The following is a 22,810-nucleotide window of genomic DNA, read 5'->3' as shown; positions in this document are numbered from 1 at the left end:
CAGTATTTTAAAAAGAAAAAGGCTATTTTAATTTATTGGTTTGGAGAGCCAGGTGGGTAATAATATGGTGGAACTTTAATCCATCCACGTTTTCTCATTAATGTTTTTAAAGTAGTGCCGAAAACAACCCAGTCAGTGTAAAATTGAAGCCAGATGAAACCTACATCACTTCGAATTGCATCAGCTTGTCCTTTGGCACATGCTTGCATACTAACAACTAATTTGAATGCTATTCCATTGGTAATTTCATCATCTGTTAGCTTTACTCCTAAAGGAATTTCTTTAGAATCTGAATTTGGTTTAGGAGAAGTCACATCTGGCAAGGGAATTCCTTCCTTCTTCATAAACTGACTCAATTTTTTTACCTGAGACTCACATATTTTTATGGCATCATTTAGTGTTTCTAACACTTCATCATCTGTTGAAGTATTTAATGCCATTTCGTCATACCGAGTAAATTCCTCAATCATTGTTAGATATTTCCACAAATCTCCTACTTCAATAATATGTATTGGAGATTTAGGTTCATTACCATTATCAATAGCAATTTTTAATGTATTCCACACTGCCTCAAAAGGGTTTGGCATATTTTCACCTCCTTCTTTATACTATTTCCTATTTGAACTAACAAATGTAAAAGATTTCTAATTGTTATAATTCTATGTAAGGATCTCCTTTATTTAAAGGAATATATCAAGTATTAACGAATAGTTTAATTAGATGTAAATTTTAAACTGAACGATGGGAGAGAGAACATGGAATATAAAACTTTAGGTAAAAGTGGCTTATTAGTTTCAGAGCTTTGTTTAGGGGCGATGACGTTCGGCAATGAGGTGAATGAATCTCAATCAATAGATATGATTCACCAATTTCTTGATCAAGGCGGTAATTTCATAGATACAGCTGATGTATATGTTGGTGGTGAATCTGAACGTATTGTTGGTAAGGCAATTAAGGAACGAAGATCTGAGGTTGTTTTAGCAACAAAGGTTAGAATGCGGGTAGGTCCACATCCAAATGATTTTGGTTACTCTAGAAGAAGAATTTTAGAAGGAGTAGATCAAAGCTTAAAACGTTTGAATACAGATTATATTGATCTATATCAGCTTCACGTATGGGATAATATCACACCAATAGAAGAAACAATCAGAACATTAGATGATCTTGTAAGTTCTGGGAAAGTTAGATACATAGGCTGTTCAAATTTTTTAGCTTGGCAAATGATGAAGGCCCTTTCTTATAGTGACTTTCATAATATGGTCCGTTTCATCTCAATACAACCACAATATAGTTTGCTAAATCGTGAAATGGATCGCGAAGTTCTTCCACTTTGTAAAGAAGAAAATGTAGGAGTGATTCCATGGGCACCAATCGGTGGTGGATTTTTAACTGGAAAGTATAAACAAGGTGAAACTCCATCTAGTGGCAGACTATCAAAAGGAATTGGAGAGTCTAGCTGGGAATATAGAGCTAATGCTAGAAACTTTGACATCCTTCATGCAGTTCAAGAAATTGCTCAATCTATCAATAAAACACCTGTACAAGTTGCATTAAATTGGCTGCATAACAAAGAGGAAATCACCTCACCAATCTTTGGTGCTAGCAGTTTAGAGCAATTTGAAGAAAATATGGGAAGTGTTGGTTGGAAATTGAGTGATGAACATTGGAATCAATTAGAGGAAATTAGTAAGCTACCAAGTGAGTATCCGACAAGGTTTTTGGAGAAATTTAGACGTTAACAAAGATGTCATATAAAATAGAGATGACCATAAATTTAGGTTCTTTTCTGAAAGAATGTTGCTAATTGACCTAATTATGCAGTGAAAACATTGTTGTTATAGCAAAATAGATACTATCCTATGAAGAAAAGATGTCACTATGCTTTATATAGTGCTGTTTACTTGGAGTTGTTAAAGCAACAAAGTTAACGTAAACAGCCTAAATTAAAGAAATAAACGGAGGTTTCACAAGATGAGTTATCAACCAAGTGAAAAAAGATATGATGAAATGCAATATAATCGATGTGGAAAATCAGGTATTAAACTACCAGCTCTATCTTTAGGCTTATGGCATAATTTTGGAGGGGAAGATACTTTTGAAAATGCTAGAGCATTAATTCAAAGAGCATTTGATTTGGGTATTACTCATTTTGATTTAGCAAACAATTATGGGCCACCTCCTGGTTCAGTTGAAGAAACATTTGGTCAGATCTTGAAAAAGGACTTTCAGGGCTATCGTGATGAAATGATTATTTCCACTAAAGCAGGCTATGATATGTGGCCAGGTCCTTATGGTGATTGGGGATCTAGAAAATATCTTATCTCTAGTCTTGATCAGAGCTTGAATCGAATGGGGTTAGATTATGTTGATATTTTCTATCATCATAGACCAGATCCAGAAACACCTCTTGAAGAGACAATGATGGCTCTTGATCAAGTTGTAAGACAAGGAAAGGCACTTTATGTTGGCGTTTCTAATTACGGGACAGAAGAGTCAAAAAAAGCGATTTCGATTTTAAGAGAGCTTGGGACACCACTTGTTATTAATCAAGTTGCTTATTCCATGTTTAATCGATGGGTTGAAGATGGGTTAACATCTTTATTAAGTGAAGAAGGTGTTGGTTGTATTGCATTTGTACCACTTGCACAAGGTTTATTAACCAATCGCTATCTAGAGGGTATTCCAAGTGATTCTAGAGCATTAAAATCTAAAAGCTTCTTAAATAAAGATGATGTTACGGAAGAAGTTATTCAAAAAGTACAGAAATTGAATATGATTGCTAATGAGAGAGGTCAATCTTTAGCACAAATGGCATTAGCATGGGTATTAAGAGATCAAAAAGTAACCTCGGCGTTAATTGGTGCCAGTAAGGTAAGTCAAATTGAAGAGAATATTGCTACTTTAAATAATCTAGAGTTTAGTAACGAAGAGTTATCTTTAATTGACAAAATTCTAACAAACTAATTTTAAACAAAACACCTATCTGATGCCTGATAGGTGTTTTGTTTATATAGCCAATCTTCCATATTTAATAGATTTTGTTAAGTGCTTGGTTATTGATTTTCGTTACAGGCATTCGCTTTCCCGGGAAAAAATGCAGTTCGTTTTTTCCTAGGTCAGGAAGCCTCCTCGGCGCAAGCGCCTGTGGGGTCTCCCTTCGACACGCTTCTCCCGCAGGAGTCTCATATATTCACCTCCAATCAACCAAATGCTAAAAAACAACCTTAAGCTTTAACATAGCCTAAATATTATACGTAAACCTTGTAGAAAAATAGGGTAATGTTATGTAGAAAGATATTGTCATTTCCAAGGAAATATTGTCAGAAGTGCAGATAATGTAAGGAAATGAAAAGAGAGGGTTGATTTAGAGTTTACTACTTTTAAAAAATCCCCTGCTAATGCAGAGGAATTTTTTATTCTTCATTATCTACAAGTGAATATGTTGTTACATATGAAGGTCGTGGGAAAATAGAATGCTTATCGACTCCCTCACTTGTTCCTCTTTTTTTATGGGCATTTTCATATGCTTTAGAATCCTGCCATGCTTTGAAGTATTGCTCATTTTCCCATAATGTTAAGATTATATATGTGTCACCACTTTTAGGTCTTAATACTCTAATTGCAGAGAAACCTGGTTCACTTTCGATTAATCGTGCTCTTTCACTAAAACGTTGTTCAAATAGCGGTTTACCTTCAGCTGAAACAGGAATATTGTTAAGCACTGCGTAAGAACCATTAGCTAATTCACCAGATGAATCAAGAACTTCATATTTTTTTGGCTCATTAAAGATTGATTGTTGTTGAGTTTCATGGAAAAGAACCGAAGTATCGATATTTTCCATATGAAGCAAGCTTTGATCTGGATGGTCTTTTTTTATCTTTTCCAAATAGTCAGTAGTACCGTAAGTTATGTAAAGATTCATTTATTCTTCACCTCAATAGTTAGATTTTGGTCGTTATTACTAGTATCATTATAACAACTACTAATTGATTATTTCCAATTTTAGAGTTTTGCACATATACCTACCTATTTTTAACAATACTATGATATATAAAGGGGTGATTTTGAATGAAAAAGAAATTTCTTTTGATAGGATTATCAATAGTGATGACGTTCATTATTGCTTTACTAGGCTATTTATTCATTATATTTATGGGGAACTATGTCATAGATGAAGAAAAATTAGTGATGAATACTGCTTCAACATTAGTTGATACAGATGGTAATGAAATTACCAAGCTGTATCTAGAAAATAGAGAATTGGTTGAGGTATCAGAAGTGCCTGAGTATGTTCAGCAGGCTTTCGTTGCAGTTGAAGACCAGAGATTTTATGATCATCATGGAATCGATATAAGGTCGATTGGACGTGCACTTTATAAAGATATCCTTGCAGGTGGTAAGGTAGAGGGTGGAAGTACGATTACACAGCAATTAGCAAAAAATATTTTCTTAACGAATGATAAAACAATCCTTAGAAAAACGAAAGAAGTAATCATTGCCGTTAATCTTGAAAGACGATACAGCAAGAAAAAATTATTAGAGATGTATTTAAATCAAGTCTATTTTGGACACGGGGCATATGGAATTAAATCTGCCGCAAAGTTCTATTTTAATAAGGATGTCAAAGATCTAACATTAGAGGAAGGAGCTGTGCTTGCTGGTATTCCAAAAGCCCCAACAAATTATTCACCTATTAATAACCTTGAAAAAAGTAAGGAACGTAGAAATGTTATTTTAAGTTTAATGGGAGATCAAAATTATATATCGTATGATGAGGTTGTCCGAACGCAAGGAAAGACTGTGAAATTACAGGTTAGCGAAAAACAAGATCGTCCGTGGCTTTCAACATATATTGATATGGTGTTCGATGAAGCAGAAAAAAAATATGCCATATCAAATGAAGAGTTATTAAGAGGTGGTTATACAATAACTGTACCACTTCAATCAAAACTGCAAAAATCAGCTTATGACTACTTTCAAAAAAATGAATATTTTCCTGGAACAGATGATGCTGCACAAGGTGCGTTAATATTATTAGATAATAATACAGGAGGGGTATTAGCAGCTGTCGGTGGTCGTGACTATGTACCAAAAGGGTTAAATAGACTTACTGTTCAAAGACAACCAGGATCTACTTTTAAACCGATTGCAGTTTATGGACCAGCTCTTGAGAGAGGGTTATATGAACCTTATTCCTTGTTAAAAGATGAAAAGCAAACATATGGAAATTATTCTCCTGAAAATTATGATAAAAAATATGCAGGCGAGGTCACCATGTTTGATGCCATTGTTTCTTCAAAAAATGCCGCAGCAGTTTGGACATTATCAGAATTAGGAATTAAAGAAAGCAAAGAGTATTTACAAAAACTTGGAATCAGTATTAAAGACGATGGGTTAGCTATTGCTTTAGGAGGACTATCAGAAGGAGTGACGCCTATACAGATGGCTAATGCTTATCGAACGTTTGCTAAAGGTGGAAGTTATAGTGAGCAGCACCTTATTAATGAAATCAAAAGTAAAGAAGGAAGTGTAATTGCTGAACATAATACGCAATCCGAACAGATTTACTCTCCTCAAACAGCTTGGGATATGACGAGAATGCTTCAGCATGTTGTAAGTGAAGGTACAGCAAAGAGTGGAAGTTTTAAAGGAGAATTAGCTGGAAAAACAGGAACAACTTCATATCCGAATGTAGATGGTGCCACAAAGGATGCGTGGTTTGTTGGTTATACCGAGAATATTGTTGGAGCGGTTTGGATGGGATATGATAAAACAGATAAAGATCATTATTTAACAAAAGGTAGTTCTTATCCCACTAAGTTGTTTAAAGATATTTTGACAGATGCAAGTTTGGATCAAAATGTAGCGTTTTCTAAACCAGATGATGTGGAAGATCTTGAAAGTCCCATTCGCATAAAGGAAATAAATCGAGTTGATGCCAAGTACACGTTTAAACCCTTAGGCTTAATAACATTAACTCTCGAGTGGGAGGCACAGCAAGATGAGCGTGTTGAGTATCGTATTTATGAAAAATCCAAATCAGGGACTTCTAAGCTTGTTGGAACAGTTAAAGGTGAAGGACAATATGAAATTCCTTATATCAATGTTTTTTCTGATAACACTTATTCTGTTGCTCCATATAATGTCCAAACAAATAAAGAGGGTATGCTTACACAATTCACTAAACCAACCCTTTTTAGTTCCAGTAATTAAGGTGAATTTCACGTGTTTTTTTATTCGTCAATTTTTTGACATTTGTAGATCAAAGCTATACAACAAGTAATGAAACCGTTATAGTTGAAAGGGTAGATAGAATAATATAGAATCAGTATTATATTATAATAAGTATTATTTAATAAAGGGGTATACCCCTTTTACATAGAAAGGTGGCCTTTTTTAAATGGCAGATAGAATATTTAATGATACGTTTTTAAAGGCGTGTCGAGGAGAAAAAACGGATCATGTACCTGTTTGGTATATGAGGCAAGCGGGTCGATCACAGCCTGAATATCGTGCAATAAAGGAGAAATATAGCTTATTTGAAATAACACATCAACCAGAGCTATGTGCATATGTAACAAGGCTACCTGTTGAACAATATGGAGTGGATGCTGCCATTCTTTATAAAGATATCATGACACCACTCCCTGCGATTGGAGTAGATGTAGAAATTAAATCAGGAATAGGACCGGTAATTGATGATCCAATTCGTTCGTTAAGTGATGTGGAAAAATTAGGTGAAATTGATCCTGAAAGTGATGTTCCATATGTATTAGATACAATTAAGTTACTTACACAAGAACAATTAAATGTTCCACTTATTGGTTTTACAGGTGCTCCTTTTACATTGGCTAGCTATATGATCGAAGGTGGACCATCAAAAAACTATAATAAAACAAAAGCATTTATGTATTCAGAGCCGAAAGCTTGGTTTGCTTTAATGGATAAGTTAGCAGAGATGAGTATTGTGTATGTAAAAGCACAAATCAAAGCTGGAGCTAAAGCGATTCAAGTGTTTGATTCTTGGGTCGGAGCTCTTAATGTTGCAGACTATCGCTATTATATTAAGCCAACGATGGAGCGTATTTTTAGTGAATTAAGAGAAGAAAATGTACCTTTAATTATGTTTGGTGTTGGTGCAAGTCATTTAGCTCATGAATGGCATGATCTTCCACTAGATGTAGTTGGACTTGATTGGCGACTTCAAGTCCAAGAAGCAAGAACGATGGGTCTGACAAAAACACTTCAAGGAAATCTTGATCCTGCTATATTACTTTCACCATGGGAAGTAATCGAAGAAAGAGCAAAGGCTATATTAGATCAAGGAATGAAGCAAGATGGTTATATCTTTAATTTAGGTCATGGAGTTTTTCCGCAAGTAAACCCTGAATCTTTGAAGAAATTGACTGCTTTTGTTCATGATTATTCTAAAAAGGTTAAAAATAGTTAATTCTAACACATCCAAAATGGATGATTTAGATCAATAATGAGAAGATAAGCTGACGAATTGAATTAGAGGTGAATGACGTGAGTAAGAAAAAAATGGGCTTATTGGTTATGGCTTATGGTACACCATATAAAGAAGAAGACATTGAACGTTATTATACACATATCCGCCATGGTCGAAAGCCGGCACCAGAAGCGCTACAAGATTTAAAAGACCGTTATGAAGCAATTGGAGGAATTTCTCCATTAGCAAAAATTACATTAGATCAAGCTGCAAATTTAGAGAAGCATTTAAATGAAATTCAAGATGATATTGAATTTAAAATGTATTTAGGTTTAAAACATATTGAGCCATTTGTTGAAGATGCTGTTAAACAGATGCATGAAGATGGGATTACAGAGGCTATTAGTATAGTACTCGCTCCACACTTCTCCACATTTAGTGTGAAATCATATAATGGACGAGCTAAAGAAGAAGCAGAAAAACTTGGTGGATTAACAATTACTTCAGTCGAAAGCTGGTATACTGAGCCGAAGTTTATTACTTATTGGGCAGATCGCTTAAAAGAAACATATGCAAAAATGTCAGAACAAGAAAGAGATTCTGCTGTTCTTGTTGTATCAGCACACAGTCTCCCTGAAAAAATTATTGCAAATGGTGATCCTTATCCACAACAATTACAAGAAACAGCTGATTTAATTGCTAAAGAAGCTGGTATTAAAAACTATGTAACAGGTTGGCAAAGTGCAGGAAATACACCAGAACCTTGGTTAGGTCCAGATGTACAGGATTTAACACGAGATTTATTCACAGAAGAAGGTTATAGAACGTTTGTGTATATCCCTGTTGGCTTTGTAGCAGATCATTTAGAAGTTCTGTTTGATAATGATTATGAATGTAAAGTTATCACAGATGAACTAGGTGCTAGCTATTATCGCCCAGAAATGCCAAATGCTAAGCCGGAATTTATCGATTGCCTTTCAACTGTAGTATTAAAGCATCTAGAGAAAAGTAACTAATATAAACGAAAAAAGCAGTGGAGCTCCATTGCTTTTTTTATTGAGATTTTTAAGTAGTATAGATAACTGCTACAATGATATAACTATCTATATACTTTATTCGATTACCGAAATAATGTATTCTAAATGAAAGTAAAAGTTAGTTTATATAGGGGGTAAAATGTCGATGAAAAATAAGCAATTAGAACAATTAAAAAATGATTGGATTATTGACGCAACAATTAATGATATTCAAACAAAACTACAAAATAATGAAATTTCATCGAAAGAATTAGTTCTTATCTATTTATCTAGAATATCAGAAATAGATCAATCAGGTCCTTCGATTAACTCGATGATAGAAGTTAATCCAGAAGCACTACAAATAGCAGCAGCTCTTGATTATGAAAGAAAAACGAAAGGTAGTCGTGGCCCTTTACATGGTATACCTGTTGTTATCAAGGATAATATTGATACAGGAGATAAAATGCATACAAGTGCAGGTTCTCTCGTATTAGCTAATTCATATGCACAAGATGATGCGACTGTTGCAAAGAAATTGCGTGAAGCTGGTGCAGTCATTTTAGGGAAAACAAACTTAACAGAGTGGGCAAATTTTATTGCTGAGGATATGCCTACTGGCTATAGCTCAAGAGGTGAACAAACATTAAATCCTTATGGGGAGAGGTTTATTGTTGGAGGATCAAGTGCAGGATCAGGAGCAGCAATTGCAGCAAATTTAGCAACTGTATCAGTAGGAACAGAAACATGTGGATCAATACTAAGTCCTGCAAGTCAGAACTCTATAGTGGGAATTAAGCCTACTGTTGGGTTAATCAGTAGAACAGGTATTATACCAATTTCTCATACTCAAGATACAGCAGGTCCTATGGCAAGAACAGTAGCTGATGCTGCTATTCTTCTTAATGTTTTACAAGGAACAGATGAGAAAGATCCGATTACACTAAGTAATGAACTACTGTCTGTCGATTTTACCGAATTTCTTAAGTTAGACGGATTAAAGGGTAAGAAAATCGGTATAGCTCGCGAAACATATTTTGATGAGCTAACTGAGTCACAGCTTGCAGTGATGAATAGTGCGATTGAAAAATTGACAGAGCTTGGAGCAGAGGTTATTGATCCAATTGTTATTTCTTCAACAAATGAAGAGTGGGATATCAATGTTCTTTTATATGAATTTAAAGCAGATTTAGAGGCATATTTAAAAAATGTAGATTCTTCTTTAGGAGTTCGTACACTTTCTGATGTGATCCAAAAGAATGAACAACTTGGTGAAAAAGCATTAAAATATGGTCAAAAACTTTTTCTTGATTCAAACGAAACAAGTGGAAATTTAACGGATCCTACTTACCTTAATAGTCTTGAAAAGGATTATTATTTGGCTAGAAAGCAAGGTATTGATGCTGTTATGGAAGAACATCAACTAGATGCCATTGTTTTTCCAAATAACTTAGGTGCACTTCTACCTGCAGTAGCGGGATATCCGTCCATAACTGTACCAGCAGGCTATACAAATGAAGGTGAGCCAGTTGGTATCACGTTTTCAGGTATAGCTTTTAGTGAACCGACCTTGATTGAGATTGCTTATTCCTATGAGCAAGGAACGAAGTATAGAGTAGCTCCTAAATTATAAGAAAAGATTTTAAAAAGAGAATGGGACATAAATAAATGAGTGATGCAATAAGACGAATAAGTTTAAATTCAGTTATGCTGAAAAAAATAAGTTCGTTCCATTGCGCTGCAGACACTCCATTCGCCAGGGAGGAAGCTGAGCCTCCTCGGCACTTCGCGCCTGTGGGGTCTCAGCCTTTCCTCTGCACCCGCAGGAGTCGAGTGTCTTCCGCTCCATTCCACTAAGTTCTTAAAAATAGTTTCCAAAATTAAAAAATAAATCTAAGACAGCAAATAAAAACCCGAACTATTAGGCGAATGATTAATTGATATATCACCTAATAATTCGGGTTTATCATTAGCTTTATTACTTATGTCACAGCCTCTTTTTTAGCTGTTTAAATAACGGCTTAAAGCCAGAGGATAAGGTTATCATAATAGTTGTAGTACAGTTGAAAATAAAAAGTATTCCTTCAGATATGACCTCACTACTTACAAAATTTACTATGCATTTTTTCTTATAAACTATTAGAATGAAGATAATGATGCACACAATGAAAGACTTATTAAACATATTATGATACCTTTTTAAGGTGAAATAAATTGACTGATAAAAAATAAATTGATAAGTAATACCGCGGTATTTAGGGAGGTTAGAGCATGCTTGTATCTGAAAGACATCAAATTATATTAGATCTTTTAAAAGCAAAAAAAAATGTCAAGCTTCAGGAGTTAGTAGATCTAACAAATACATCTGAATCAACGTTAAGACGTGATCTTGATCAATTAGAGAAACAAAACTATTTAAAACGGGTTCACGGAGGAGCTTCGTTAGTACAAAGTAAACGAGAAGAACCTAGTGTAAATGAGAAAACAACTAAAAACTTTGAGGAAAAAGGACTTATTGCTCAATTTGCAGCAGAATTAGTACATGAAGGTGATTGTATATATTTAGATGCTGGAACGACAACATATCAGATGATAAGCTATTTAAAACAAAAGGATATTGTTGTGGTCACAAATGGAGTAGATCACTTAGAAGCATTACTAGATAAAGATTTTACAACGTATTTTATAGGAGGTTATGTAAAAAAAGTGACCAAAGCAACGATTGGTCGAGATGCTTATACTAGTTTGAAAAATTACCGTTTTGATAAATGTTTTATGGGGACAAATGCTATTCATTATGACCTTGGATTCACAACACCAGATCCTGAAGAAGCTCAGATCAAGGAAAGAGCTATTCATTTATCACGAGAATCTTATATATTAGCAGACCATACTAAATTTGGAGAAGTTTCTTTTTCAAAGTTTTCACGAATTGAAGAAGCAAAAATTATTACTACTGGAGAACCTACCATTCAATTGCAAAAATACAAGGAAAAAACGGAGATCATTTTCGTATAAAATATATAGTTAAACGTTTTTTAAAAACATTGTTATTGTTTACTCCATGCTTCGCTTCGATAGGGGAAAGTAAAAATGATAAAAGCTGATGCTCAATAAATCTTGAGTATCAGCTTTTTGTAATTTTGAATGATTCTCTTTTCCTTTTATGAATCTAATACCTTTTTGTTATCCATCAACAAAAATTACATTTTTTACAAATTGGTGTTATAATTTCTAACTAAAAAAAATATTTTTTCAGAAAATTCCCCATTTTCACACTGGATGATATATTATATAACATTATAGGTAATATTACTTATCATCAGAAGGGAACTGTTGAATTATGGAGACAATTATACTGAATGTAAATATTTTATGGATCGTTATAGCTACATTTTTGGTATTTTTTATGCAGGCAGGATTTACTTTGCTTGAAGCGGGACTAGTACGAGCAAAAAATTCGATAAATGTAGCTCTAAAGAATGTGATTGATTTGTTGATAACAACAGTTGTGTTTGCATTAGTAGGTTTTGCGCTAATGTTTGGTGATTCTGTATCAGGCTTGTTTGGAGCTGAAGGATTTCTATTACAAGGCTTAGAGGAAGATCCTTATAATTGGGCATTTCTTTTATTTCAAATTGTTTTTGCTGGTACCGCCGCTACAATTGTTTCAGGAGCTATTGCAGAACGAGTTAAATTTAGTGCTTACATAATTGGTACGATCATGATAAGTGGACTCATTTATCCGATATTTGGTCACTGGGCTTGGGGGAGTTTGTGGAATGGAGAAAGCCAGGGATGGTTAGAAAAGTTAGGCTTTATAGATTTTGCTGGTTCTACAGTTGTTCATTCAATTGGTGGATGGGTAGCTTTAGCAGCAGCGATCATTGTTGGACCTAGAATTGGTAAATATACAACTGATGGTAAAAGTAGGAAATTCGCGATGTCTAACGCAGTACTAGCAGTGACAGGTGTATTTATTTTGTGGCTAGGTTGGTTTGGATTTAATGCTGGCTCAACAGGTGTGGCTGATGTAAATATTGCACTTATTTCATTAAATACACACTTTGGTGCTGTAAGTGGTGGATTGGCCGCTTTATTCATTAGTTGGATACTAGATAAAAGACCTCAGGTGGAGGATATACTTAATGGTATTTTAGCAGGTTTAGTATCAGTAACAGCTGGAGCAAATATTTTAACACCTGAATTTGCGTTAATCATTGGAGCGATTAGTGGTATCATTGTTGTATTTTCTATAAGAACGATCGATTCAGTATTTAAGATTGATGATGCAATAGGTTCAATTGCTGTTCATGGTGTATGTGGCGCATGGGGAACACTTGCATTGGCATTATTTGCTCCTTTAGAAAACCTTGCTCGTTCGACAAGATTAGAACAAATTGGTGTACAGCTTCTTGGAATAGGAACAGCTTTTGTTTGGGCTTTTGGAATGGGGCTTTTAATCTATGGAGTAATGAAATTTACTATGAAAATAAGAGTTGGTAAAGAAGAAGAAGAGATTGGGTTAAATGTAAGTGAACATGGTGCATCTATTTCTGTTTTAGATACAATTGTGGCGATGAATGAAATTGCTGCGGCAAAGGGTGATTTAACGAAGAAAATTGTTTATGAGCCAGGCGAAGATATGGCAGAGTTAAACGAAGCGTTTAATACCGTTTTAGGTACATTAAATGAGCTTGTTCATAAAGTGAAAACACAAACATCTTATGTACTTAACACAACAGATCATGTTTTAACATTAAGTGAAAAATCAAAGCAGAATGCAAGTTTGCAAATGGAGGAAATTGAGGAAACGTATGCATTTGTGGAAGACTCAGAAAAATGGATAGAAAAGGAAATCGAGGTTGAAAATCAAGTTATTGCAGAAATTCAACAAGCATTTTCTGCTATTGAACAAATAGGTGACCAATTAAGTTGGATTCAGGAAGAAGTTAGCAATATTTCTTCATTTGTTCATGAAGTTAGTGACATCAATACAGATGTGAACAATAAAATGAATTCTTTTCATGAAAATATTGAAAAAATCACGAGTGATGCTAATGAAAGTAAACAAATGGTTGATATTATTTCAGAAGTTTCTGATCAAATCAATTTACTTTCATTAAACGCAAGCATTGAAGCGGCAAGAGCTGGTGAAGCTGGAAGAGGATTTACGATCGTAGCGAATGAAATTAAAAAGCTTGCTTTGAAATCGAAGCTTGCAACAGAGGATATACGAGAAATCATTACAACAACTACGAATGAAACAACACAAGGGTTTTCTGAAGTTGTTGAATTATCTGCAAAAATTGAGCTTTTAAGTAATGAACTAATAAAGATGCCAAAACGATTTCGATTAATCGATGAGAAGGTTTTTTCAGTTACAGCATTCATGAAAGAATTTCTTGTCACTTTGGAACGAGTAAATAAAGATACGGCAACCATTCAAGAAAAAAGATATGAACAACAAGATAGTTTCAAAGAAATGTCTTCTCGAATGAACCATGTTTATCAAAATATGAAAATGAATCTTGAATCAACCTTTGAAATGGTAGAAAAAATAAATAAGATGAAAATGCAAAATGAGAAATTGCATCGCTCGGTTATCAAATTTAAAACAGCTGAATCTCTTTAAAATCGTTAAGATAGTAAGTTTTTACTTTAGATGAACTGTTAAAATATTTGAGTTATAAACATAGATAATATTAGGTTTACGTAAGGCTGGAACAATAGTATAAACTAAAGATAAACTCGAATGATTAGGTGATATTTGAATTAATTTCCCACCTAATCGTTCGGGTTTTTATTGCAATCTATCATAAATAGATTTTTGATTTTGAATCCTATTTTTAAAATGAGTGGAATGGAGAGGAAGAACTAAGACTTTCTACGGGAATAGAGAAAGTGTTGAGAATCGAGCAAGCGTTGCTGAGGAGTCTCGGAGCTTACTCCCCGTGGAACCCGAGTTTCTACATCGCAATGAAACAAAAACAACAAAGTTTACGAAACAGCCTATAAAAAGGTATGAATAGTTATTATCTACGAATACTTAATGATAGTCTCGCTACATAGGAATTTACAAAAAATCGTAAAATACTTTGACATGGAAGAAAAATTCATGTAAATTACCTAATGTACGAACAATATATAACAATTATATTTTAATATTCGTTTTTAGGGGTGCTATATATGGAAAATGTGTTTGATTACGAAGATATTCAATTAATTCCGGCAAAATGTGTTGTGAATAGTCGATCAGAATGTGATACAAGTATTACTCTAGGTGGACATCAATTTAAGTTACCAGTTGTGCCTGCAAACATGCAGACTATTATAGATGAAAAAATTGCGATTTACTTAGCGGAAAACGGTTATTTCTATGTGATGCACCGTTTTGAACCTGAAAAAAGAGAGAAGTTTATTAAAGATATGAAATCTCGTGGGTTAATCGCATCAATTAGTGTAGGTGTTAAAGAAGAGGAATATCGTTTTGTTGAAAATTTATCTAATGAAAACCTAATTCCAGAATTTATCACAATAGATATTGCACATGGTCATTCAAAAGCAGTGATTGAAATGATTCAGCATATTAAGAAGCACTTACCAAAGAGTTTTGTTATTGCAGGAAATGTAGGAACACCTGAAGCTGTAAGAGAACTAGAACATGCTGGTGCAGATGCTACAAAGGTTGGAATAGGACCTGGAAAGGTATGTATTACTAAAATCAAAACTGGATTTGGTACAGGAGGATGGCAACTCGCAGCACTTCGTTGGTGTGCAAAAGCTGCAAGCAAACCAATCATAGCAGATGGTGGTATCAGAACTCATGGTGATATTGCAAAATCGATTCGTTTTGGTGCTTCAATGGTTATGATCGGTTCATTATTTGCAGGTCATGAAGAATCTCCAGGACAAACAACTGAGAAAGATGGCAAGCTTTTTAAAGAATATTTTGGATCAGCTTCAGAATTTCAAAAAGGCGAAAAGAAAAATGTAGAGGGTAAAAAAATGTTTGTAGAGCATAAAGGTTCTTTGCAAGATACATTAACAGAAATGGAACAAGATCTACAATCATCTATCTCTTATGCAGGTGGAACAAATCTTGATGCCATTCGACATGTTGATTATGTTGTTGTAAAAAATTCAATTTTTAATGGTGATAAAGTATATTAAGTTCCCTTTCTGAAAACATGGCTATTCTTTTCAAAAGGATCTACAGCCTTTCAAAAACATTGTTTAGGTCAGAGCAGAAAATGAATCATAAAAAGATGGTCTTAGTGCTAAAGGTGTAGCACTAAGATCATCTTTTTTACTAGATAAGAAAGAAATAAATTTTTGCTTACTTTAGTGTCTACCTCCAGGCGCCATCGGCTCGAATGGCAAAGAAACATAGACTTTCCTAGTGCATCATCCTATTGTCATTAAAGGGAAAGAACTCTTTTTAATCCTAATAGCTTTATTTTAAACTGTTTGTAAATGACGTTAAATTAACAATTCATGTAAAAAAAGATTGAAATTGAAATGATATTTTCATATAATTAAATATGAAAACGTTTCCAAAGGTCAAACAAGGTGGGCAACATAGAGCCTATGGGGAGGGAGAAATTTTGTCTACCATTGAAGATGTCGCGAAGCTAGCGGGTTTATCGAGAACAACGGTATCAAGAGTATTGAATGATCATCCTTATGTTTCTGATGAAAAGAAAAAGCTTGTTCAGCAGGCAATGGAACATTTGGGGTATGTTCCGAATTCAGCTGCAAGAAGTTTAAGAAATCAGAAGTCTGAGATCATTGCTGTATTAATTCCAAAAATATCGACACCATTTTTTAGTCAGCTCATAGAAATTTTAGAAATGGCCGCTTCTGCAAAAGGCTATCAGTTAATTATTTGTCAAACACAATTCTCAAAACAAAAAGAAAGAAGTTATTTAAACCTCCTTAAAACGAAGCAGGTTGATGGAGTGATAATGACATCTATTGAAAACGATTGGTCGATTATAGATTCTTATTTGAATTATGGTCCAATTGTTCTTTGTAATGAAGTTGTGGAGCAAGCTGAAATACCTATGGTGTATATTAATCAAGCAAAAAGTGGTTATATGATTGCAAAGCATTTGCTTGAAAGGGGACATACACATATAGCGTATTGCTCAAATGGACATATAAGTGAGGGAATGACAGCTAGAAAGCAGGGATTTAAAGCGGCTCTTGAAGAAGCTGGTGCTAATTTTCAAAGTAAACTCTATTTTGAAAGGGTTTCCACTGTTGGTGATGGAAAACGATTATTTAGAGAAATAGAGAACTTGAAAATATGTCCCACAGCCATTTTTGCTGGTAGTGATGCAGTTGCTGCTGGAATTATTGCTGAAGCAAAAAAGGCAGGGTGGAGCTTACCAGACGATCTTGCTATTGTTGGTTATGACAATATGGAGATAACAGAGTTACTTGAACCTAGGGTTACTACCGTTATACTGCCAGTAGAGGAAATGGCTTCGAAGGCAATGGATGTGATTTATGAAAAAATACATAAAAAGCAATATCGTTCTTTCGAAAAACACGAGTTTGCTTCAAAGCTAGCATTACGAGATTCTACAATGTTTCGTAGAAATCTAGTTGCGACATCATAAAAAGGATGCTGATTACGTTATAATCAGCATCCTTTTTCTTTTCATCATTTTTAATGAGAAGTTGAGGATAAAATGGTAGTGTTCACTTGTCTTGTAGCATTAGAAATAGAAGCTTTTGGTGTTGAAGATACATCTGCACATTTTACACTTTAGAGATCGCTTACATGTAGGCATTCATTGCATGTATTTCCATAACATTCATGCTGTTCTTCGATTTCGTTGCCGCATTCCTTGCATTGCTTTTTTGGTAAGTTTCTGAAAAATTCAGTTAATTTAATCATCATGTATAACCCCTCCATGTCTTTTGTTACTGTCATTGTATTATAACAGTTAGGGTAGTGTCAACAACTGTTTTGTAACAACTTGTTTTCAAAGTAGTTAAATATTGATATATTAGGGTTAAGCGGACTAAAAATGGGTCTATAACTATATCTTCTTTTCTTCTTGACTCATAATCAGTGAATACGTGAAGAATAGATAACAAGCTTGTATAATAATTATTGTGATAATAATACAAGGAAAAACCAGGAGGATGATCTTTTATGAAACTTAAGGTAATTGGCTTTTGGGGTGGTTATCCAGAAGCGAATGAAGCAACTTCTGGATATTTACTTGAATCAAAAGGTTTCCACTTATTAATCGACTGTGGAAGTGCAGTATTATCTAAATTACAAGAAAGTATTTCTATTGATAAGCTTGATGCTGTCATTTTATCTCATTATCATCATGACCATGTAGCAGACATTGGGCCCCTGCAATATGCATGCTATGTCACCTCACTTCTTCAGAATAAGCAAAAAACATTACCAATTTATGCACACACGTTTGATCAGGAAGCATTTAAAAAATTATCTTACAAAGATGCCACAAAAGGAATCGAGTATGATCACACGAAACAACTAACAATAGGTCCATTTACAGTTTCTTTCTTACGAACAATTCATCCAGCAACTTGTTTTGCTATGAAAATATCTGATGGTGATTCAACAATCATTTATACTGCTGACTCAAGCTATCAAGATGAATTTATTTCCTTTTCGCAAGCTGCTGATTTGCTTATTGCAGAATGTAGCTTTTATGCAAATCAGGACGGAACAACTGCTGGTCATATGACTAGTACTGAAGTAGGGCGCTTGGCCAATAAGGCAAATGTAAAACAACTATTATTAACACATTTACCGCATTTTGGAGATCATCATGATCTGATTACAGAAGCAAAAAAGGAATATGCAGGGGGAATTTCTCTTGCATCAACAGGATATCAATGGAGTAAAGATTAGAGGAGGCAAAAAAATGTTATTTATTGATAATCAAGGTATTACAGATCCGAAAATAAATTTAGCGATAGAAGAATACGCTGTGAAGCACTTAGACCCAAATGAATCTTATTTATTATTTTACATAAATGAACCATCGATAATTATTGGTAAAAATCAAAACACAATTGAAGAAATTAGTACAAATTACGTGGAGGAGATGCATATTCACGTGGTAAGAAGACTTTCTGGAGGTGGTGCAGTCTACCATGACAAAGGAAATTTGAATTTTAGTTTTATCACTAAAGATGATGGTGATAGCTTTCATAATTTCAAAAAGTTTACAGAACCTGTTGTGAAAGCATTAGGGAAAATTGGCGTAACAGCAGAAATGAGTGGAAGAAACGATATAATTGCTAGTGATGGGAGAAAAATCTCAGGTAATGCTCAGTTTTCAACAAAGGGACGAATGTTTTCTCATGGAACATTGTTATTTGATTCTGAAATTGAAAGTGTTGTATCCGCTCTAAAAGTAAAAAAAGACAAGATCGAATCTAAAGGAATTAAATCGATTAGAAGTAGGGTTGCAAATATTAGTGAATATCTTGATGAAAAAATGACAATCGAGCAGTTTAGGGAGTTATTACTACACCAAATTTTTAATGATACAGAAAGAATCCCAAAGTATGATTTAACAGAAGAGGATTGGAAAAAAATCAACGAAATATCACAGGATCGTTATCAAAATTGGAATTGGAATTATGGGAAATCTCCAAAATTTAATTATCAACATTCACATCGCTTTCCGGTGGGGCAAATTGATGTGAGATTTCAGGTTCAAAAGGGTATCATCGAGAATTGTAAGATTTACGGTGACTTTTTTGGAGTAGGAGATGTGGAAGAAGTAGAACGTATATTAACAGGAATAAATTATGATCGAGAGGCTATAGAAAAGGCCCTAAATGAAATCGATATTAAAAACTACTTTGGCAATGTTGATAAAACAGAATTTATTAATTTAATCTATTAAACAGACCTTTTTGGTATCAGTTTGTAGACATAGTATATGTACAAGACCATCAGACTGATTAAACCGCTTGACTTTCGAGGCACAAACCTTGTGAGGAGCGTATTTACCCTGCTTGGTAATGAGCATCGCAGCATAGGTGAGTAACAAAGAAATCAAACGTTTGTCATCAGTCTGAGACCTTTTTGGTCTGTTTATTTCTTGAATTTAATTCATTACAAGTAAATTAAGAGCTTTACACATAGAATTTTTTTGAACTATTATGTATGGAATCAATTCCAGGTGATTGAATAATATGAATTCTTTCAATATAATAAAGTTAGAATATTTTTTCCGTTCTTATCGGAGTAGACAGTAAAATCAAGACTTAGGGGAATTCTGTATAATTAGCAAGTTTGTTCACAAAGCTTCGTTAAGTTCTATTTTTATCGAAATCAATATTCTATTAAAAGTGCAACTAAGAAAACTGGTAATAAACCGTATGCTTTTTAATGACTAAAAAATGAATGGTTATTCATTCATTTTTACTACTAAGGGGTGGGAGAATGAATTTATCTTTACAGTTATCACAAACAGTAAAGGAATATGGTAACAAACCAGCAATTATTTTTGAAGGCACTGAAACATCCTATTTAGAGTTGGAAGGAGCAATTAACCGATTTGCTAGTAGCTTAAATGAATTGGGTATTTCAAAAGGAGATCATGTTGCCGTTGTATTAGGGAATTCACCATACTTTATTATCTCTCTTTATGGAGCAATTCGCGCAGGGGCAACGGTTATCCCAATTAATCCAATTTATACTCCAGATGAAATTGCTTATATCATTAACAATGGTGATGTGAAAGCTGTGATCACATTGGATTTACTTATTCCGTTGTTTGAAAAAATGAATGCAGTGTTACCAAAGGTAGGTCATATTATAACGTGTGAAACACCGCCAAGTGAAAACAAATCTGATCTGGATGTTTCAAGTCTTGCTATTTTCACAAAAATGAAATCGTTTACAAAGATGCTATCTGTAGGTAATGCTCATTTTCAAGGTCCTGAGTTAAATGAGGATGATATAGCGGTCATCTTATATACATCAGGTACAACGGGGAAACCAAAGGGTGCGATGCTCACACATAAAAATCTTTATAGTAATGCAATTGATACAGCAAATTATTTAAATATAACCAATAGTGATATTGTTGTAACAACATTACCTATGTTTCATGTGTTTTGTTTAACAGTTTCATTAAATGCTCCACTTATGAATGGCGCAACGTTGCTTGTTGTACCTCGATTTAGTCCTGAGATTATTTTTAACTTAGTGAAAAAATATGAAGCAACTGTGTTCGCTGGGGTTCCAACAATGTATAACTTCTTACTTCAGTTTGATCAAGCGAACATAGATGACTTAAAATCTTTAAGAATTTGTATCTCTGGTGGAGCATCAATGCCTGTTGCCCTTTTAACTGGATTTGAACAAAAGTTTAATGTGATGGTTTCAGAAGGATATGGTCTTTCAGAAGCTTCACCTGTAACATGCTTTAATCCCCTTGATCGCCCGAGAAAAGCTGGATCAATCGGAACGAGTATTGTTAATGTTGAAAACAAAGTCGTAAACGAACTAGGTGAGGAACTACCATCTAATCAAGTTGGTGAATTAATTGTTAGAGGACCTAATGTAATGAAGGGCTACTATAAAATGCCTGAAGAAACTGCTGCTACAATTCGAGATGGTTGGCTTTATACAGGAGATCTAGCAAAGAAAGATGAAGATGGATACTTTTATATTGTTGATCGAAAAAAAGATATGATCATTGTTGGTGGTTATAATGTATATCCTCGTGAAGTAGAGGAAGTACTATATAATCATGAAGATGTCATTGAAGTAGCTGTTTTGGGTATACCAGACCCGAATTTCGGTGAAGCAGTAAAATGCTTTGTAGTAGTGAAAAATGATCAAGTAACTGAAGCAATGCTTCTTGACTATTGTAAGGAACATATAGCTAAATATAAAGTGCCAAGCTCTATTGAATTTTTAGAGGAATTACCAAAGAATACAACAGGTAAAATTTTGAGAAGAGCATTAAAAGATCAGGTTTTACAAAAATAGTATACTAGTAGAATTATATAGAATAGGAGAAATTTCCGAAAAAACACAAATATCATTCTGGTATTTGTGTTTTTTATTTTTTGTCAAAAATGCTTCTGATATTGATTATTAAAGCTTTCTCTCAATAACTTTAGATAGGTAAATTATTTTTGGAATTCTAACTATACTGTTTGAATACAAAAGAAAATTTATGAAAATATTCAAAAAATATTGAACTATTTCTCTTTTTCTGTATAATTTAATCAATGAAAGCATAAAAGCGTAAAAGGGATTATTCAAAAAATAGAAACGTTAAAAAGGGGAGTTTAATATGAATAAAGGTTGGAAAATTGGTTCGAGTCTTATGTTAGCTAGTTTTTTAGCATTAGCAGGATGTGGTTCAAGTGAATCATCATCTGAAGGAACGAAAGAAGGAAGTGGCTCTGGATCTGAAGGAGCAAAAACATACACAATTGGTGTTAACCAAATTGTTGAGCATCCATCACTTGATGCGGCATTAGAAGGATTTAAAGCTGCTTTAGAGGAAAAGGGCTTAGAAGTAGAGTATGATGTGCAAATTGCTCAAGGAGATCAAAATAATAGCCAAACGATTGCAAATAATTTCGTTGGAGATAAAGTAGATTTAATATTTGCTAACTCAACTCCAAGTGCACAAAGTGCTTTAAATGCAACAACTGATATTCCGATCATCTTTACATCTGTAACAGATCCTATCGGTGGTGGATTGGTAACTAGCTTTGAAGAGCCAGGTGCAAATATAACTGGTACAACAGACACACATCCAGATGCAATTCCTAATACTGTGAAATTTATAGATGAAAACATAGATGGCAATAAAGTCGGAATGATCTATAATTCTGGTGAACAAAACTCTGTTGCTCAAATCGAATTAGTGAAAAAAGCAATGGAAGGAACAGACTTAGAGGTTGTTGAAGCATCTGTATCAACATCTGCAGAAGTAAAGCAAGCGACAGAATCTTTAATAGGAAAAGTTGATTCTTTATACGTAATTACAGATAACACAGTTGTTTCAGCTCTTGAAAGTGTTATTGGTGTAGCTAGTGATTCTGATATCCCATTATTTGTTGGAGAATTAGATTCAGTTGAACGCGGTGGCTTTGCTGCATACGGTTTTGATTACTATGATATCGGTTTTGAAGCTGGTGAAATGGCTGTTAGCATTTTAAATGGTGAGAAAAAAGCAAATGAAATTCCTGTTCAGTATCCACAAAAGCTTAAATTACAAATTAATGCAAAAGCAGCAGAAGATATGGGAATTGAAATTAAAGAAGAATGGAAAGAAGAAGCAGAAATTCTAGAATAAAGGTGAT

General features: G+C 34.1%; 17 protein-coding genes. 14 read left to right on the top strand and 3 right to left on the bottom strand.

Features of this window, described 5'->3' with window-relative positions:
- Nucleotides 1–32: 32 nt before the first annotated feature.
- Complete coding sequence (locus LC076_RS15705) at nt 33–587, bottom strand: DUF3231 family protein (RefSeq protein WP_226670051.1); 555 nt, start codon at nt 585–587, stop codon at nt 33–35.
- Nucleotides 588–755: 168 nt separating this feature from the next.
- Between LC076_RS15705 and LC076_RS15700 the strand changes: the two genes are divergently transcribed.
- On the top strand, nt 756–1,739 hold the full coding sequence (locus LC076_RS15700) for an aldo/keto reductase (protein WP_226670050.1): 984 nt from the start codon (nt 756–758) through the stop codon (nt 1,737–1,739).
- 232 nt (nt 1,740–1,971) lie between these two features.
- Nucleotides 1,972–2,964: an L-glyceraldehyde 3-phosphate reductase gene (gene mgrA, locus LC076_RS15695; protein ID WP_226670049.1), complete on the top strand. Its 993-nt coding sequence runs from the start codon at nt 1,972–1,974 to the stop codon at nt 2,962–2,964.
- 449 nt (nt 2,965–3,413) lie between these two features.
- On the opposite strand, the gene LC076_RS15690 is transcribed toward mgrA, so the two are convergent.
- A complete protein-coding gene (locus LC076_RS15690; RefSeq protein WP_226670048.1) occupies nt 3,414–3,923 on the bottom strand; it encodes an antibiotic biosynthesis monooxygenase family protein in 510 nt (169 codons plus the stop codon).
- Nucleotides 3,924–4,069: 146 nt separating this feature from the next.
- Between LC076_RS15690 and LC076_RS15685 the strand changes: the two genes are divergently transcribed.
- The 8 genes from LC076_RS15685 to LC076_RS15650 all read left to right on the top strand — a co-directional run bounded on the left by LC076_RS15685 (nt 4,070) and on the right by LC076_RS15650 (nt 17,094).
- Entirely contained in the window at nt 4,070–6,214 is a 2,145-nt protein-coding gene (locus LC076_RS15685; RefSeq protein WP_226670047.1) for a transglycosylase domain-containing protein, read from the top strand.
- Nucleotides 6,215–6,401: 187 nt separating this feature from the next.
- Nucleotides 6,402–7,451 (top strand): uroporphyrinogen decarboxylase, encoded by a 1,050-nt coding sequence (gene hemE / locus LC076_RS15680; protein ID WP_226670046.1) that lies wholly within the window; start codon nt 6,402–6,404, stop codon nt 7,449–7,451.
- Between the two features lie 77 nt (nt 7,452–7,528).
- Complete coding sequence (gene hemH, locus LC076_RS15675) at nt 7,529–8,467, top strand: ferrochelatase (RefSeq protein ID WP_226670045.1); 939 nt, start codon at nt 7,529–7,531, stop codon at nt 8,465–8,467.
- Between the two features lie 166 nt (nt 8,468–8,633).
- Nucleotides 8,634–10,100 (top strand): amidase, encoded by a 1,467-nt coding sequence (locus LC076_RS15670; RefSeq protein WP_226670044.1) that lies wholly within the window; start codon nt 8,634–8,636, stop codon nt 10,098–10,100.
- Nucleotides 10,101–10,738: 638 nt separating this feature from the next.
- Nucleotides 10,739–11,485, top strand: a complete 747-nt coding sequence (locus tag LC076_RS15665; protein WP_226670043.1) for a DeoR/GlpR family DNA-binding transcription regulator — start codon at nt 10,739–10,741, stop codon at nt 11,483–11,485.
- 325 nt (nt 11,486–11,810) lie between these two features.
- Nucleotides 11,811–14,102 (top strand): ammonium transporter, encoded by a 2,292-nt coding sequence (amt, locus tag LC076_RS15660; protein WP_226670042.1) that lies wholly within the window; start codon nt 11,811–11,813, stop codon nt 14,100–14,102.
- Nucleotides 14,103–14,656: 554 nt separating this feature from the next.
- Complete coding sequence (gene guaC / locus LC076_RS15655; RefSeq protein ID WP_226670041.1) at nt 14,657–15,640, top strand: GMP reductase; 984 nt, start codon at nt 14,657–14,659, stop codon at nt 15,638–15,640.
- Nucleotides 15,641–16,074: 434 nt separating this feature from the next.
- Entirely contained in the window at nt 16,075–17,094 is a 1,020-nt protein-coding gene (locus LC076_RS15650) for a LacI family DNA-binding transcriptional regulator (protein ID WP_226670040.1), read from the top strand.
- A 149-nt stretch (nt 17,095–17,243) separates the two neighbouring features.
- Here the strand turns inward: LC076_RS15650 and yhfH are convergent, their stop codons facing one another.
- Nucleotides 17,244–17,378, bottom strand: a complete 135-nt coding sequence (gene yhfH, locus LC076_RS15645) for a protein YhfH (protein ID WP_146949485.1) — start codon at nt 17,376–17,378, stop codon at nt 17,244–17,246.
- A gap of 258 nt (nt 17,379–17,636) precedes the next feature.
- On the opposite strand from yhfH, the gene LC076_RS15640 reads away from it, so the two are divergent.
- The 4 genes from LC076_RS15640 (at nt 17,637) to LC076_RS15625 (ending at nt 22,803) form a co-directional block, all read left to right on the top strand.
- Nucleotides 17,637–18,374, top strand: coding sequence for an MBL fold metallo-hydrolase (locus LC076_RS15640; protein ID WP_226670039.1), 738 nt, complete (start codon nt 17,637–17,639; stop codon nt 18,372–18,374).
- Between the two features lie 13 nt (nt 18,375–18,387).
- Complete coding sequence (locus LC076_RS15635; RefSeq protein WP_226670162.1) at nt 18,388–19,380, top strand: lipoate--protein ligase; 993 nt, start codon at nt 18,388–18,390, stop codon at nt 19,378–19,380.
- A gap of 542 nt (nt 19,381–19,922) precedes the next feature.
- Nucleotides 19,923–21,479 carry a fatty acid--CoA ligase family protein gene (locus tag LC076_RS15630; protein WP_226670038.1) on the top strand — a complete coding sequence of 519 codons (1,557 nt, stop codon included), beginning with the start codon at nt 19,923–19,925 and terminating at the stop codon, nt 21,477–21,479.
- Nucleotides 21,480–21,789: 310 nt separating this feature from the next.
- Nucleotides 21,790–22,803 (top strand): ABC transporter substrate-binding protein, encoded by a 1,014-nt coding sequence (locus LC076_RS15625; RefSeq protein ID WP_226670037.1) that lies wholly within the window; start codon nt 21,790–21,792, stop codon nt 22,801–22,803.
- Nucleotides 22,804–22,810: the final 7 nt, after the last annotated feature.

It is taken from the genome of Metabacillus litoralis (assembly GCF_020524045.1).
Lineage (GTDB): Bacteria > Bacillota > Bacilli > Bacillales > Bacillaceae > Metabacillus > Metabacillus litoralis_C.
Note: the sequence above shows the minus strand (reverse complement) of the source record. Positions and strands in the feature narration are given on the sequence as shown.